Below are 1,614 nucleotides of genomic sequence, written 5' to 3' on the forward strand. Positions count from 1 at the left end.
TGGTAATTAAGCCGTTTTTGTTTTGTACCTTAGCTCCAATCGCATTTGCAAAGCCTTCATCGATGATTTTCTCATCGCTTTTGTATCGCATAGGAACAGTAAGTCCTTGCGTAGAAACGGCGGCGCTAATCGTATAATAAAAACTAGTCTTATGGTTCTCGTGTTCTACATCTCTATTAACTATAAGTCCTAAGATGGGAGTTTGCACGCGCCCGACGCTTAAAACATCGTTATAGCCCTTTTCCTGCGCGATTTTAGTATAGGCTCGCGTTAAATTTATACCGACCAGCCAATCTGCTTGAGCGCGTGAAAATCCGCACTCGCTTAGTCCTTTAAAATCGCTATTTGGACGGATATTTTTTAGTTGTGCGCGAATGCCCTTTTCCGTTAGATCTTGCAACATCAAGCGATAGATCTTCTTATCGGTTCCGGAGTAGTTTAATATCTCATCGATTAAAATTTGCCCCTCTTCGTCCGCATCGCCGCAATTTATTATCTGTGTTATTTTATCGCTGTTAATCAGGGCGCAGATGATTTTTAACTGCTTCTTTGAGCCCTCGATAGGTTTATATTTGAATTCATCAATTTTAATAGGCAGGGCAGTAAAATCCCAACGCCTAAGGCTTTCATCATAGTCCTCCGGCTTGTATAGCTCTAAAATATGCCCAAAAGCCCACGTAACGATATCATTGCCCTTTATAAAATAGCCGTCGCCATTTTTTTGTGTGCCGTCTAGACTAGCGCCGATGGCTTTAGCCAGGTCCGGCTTTTCCGCAATAAAAAGCCTCATTATATTACCTTTTAACACTGTAAATAGCCGCCTCTTAAGAGGCGGCGTATGACGGATTAAATTTCGCGCTCCATATCTTTGATACCACCTTTTGCTAAATCTACAAGCTTGCTTTCGCCCTCTTTTTGTGTTCCGTCCTTGTCTACACTAATCGGAGCGATTGATTTAACTATGGTTCCTTGCTGTTTTATATAGCCGATTTCTACATTGGCAAATTTTTCTATCCCATCGATCAGCTGCATGAGCTTATGGTATTTTTGCAACGTGCTATTATTATGAGCGCTTAGATTGTATGAAACCCCCTTGGCGCACATTGCACCAAATTTATTTATGAGGCTGGTATCATTGTTTTTATCGAATGCATATCCACCCTCCCTTTTTGTTGCGTATAGAACTTGTGCGTCTTGCATTAGTTCCCCGGCCTTATTTCGAATTTCCGGTTGCAACTCTATTTTCATTTTATAATCTCTATAAGCTAACCCCCTTGAGCTAATCCTGGATTGCGACCAAAGATCGGCCTTAAGATAAACATCCTTATCGTTTTCGTCTTTTGCATTTACGGTGATAGGAATTTTTGATTCCACTGCGCTTAAAAGAGCGTTAATCTGTGCTAGTTTCGACATCACGGATCTAGCGGTAGGCTTTACAGTCTTTCCCGCTTCATTTACATATTCCTCGTCTATCCCAAATCCCACTAGGGTTTTGTTTTTGTCAGGAAGCTCCGTTTTTGACACGAAAACCTTGCTAGTCTTGAACTCTTGATCATCGGCCATAGATTTTATAGGTGCCATTATTTTTTTCCTTTCAAAGTTATTTCTGTTTTT

The 1,614-nt window shown here is 40.9% G+C and carries 2 protein-coding genes; both read right to left on the bottom strand.

All coding sequences use genetic code 11. The features are described from left to right. Window positions 1-790: DNA topoisomerase (locus tag Q0537_RS04515; RefSeq protein WP_299225461.1), on the bottom strand; the 790-nt coding region annotated here is incomplete at its 3' end. Window positions 791-846: 56 nt separating this feature from the next. Continuing rightward, a complete protein-coding gene (locus Q0537_RS04520) occupies window positions 847-1,563 on the bottom strand; it encodes a hypothetical protein (RefSeq protein WP_299225463.1) in 717 nt (238 codons plus the stop codon). Window positions 1,564-1,614 lie beyond the last annotated feature (51 nt).

The organism is uncultured Campylobacter sp., from assembly GCF_938017775.1.
In the GTDB taxonomy this organism is placed as follows: domain Bacteria; phylum Campylobacterota; class Campylobacteria; order Campylobacterales; family Campylobacteraceae; genus Campylobacter_B.

Bases quoted from the DNA above. Each gene is read 5' to 3' on its own strand.
- Q0537_RS04520 (WP_299225463.1), bottom strand. From the start codon at position 1,563: ATGGCCGATGATCAAGAGTTCAAGACTAGCAAGGTTTTCGTGTCAAAA.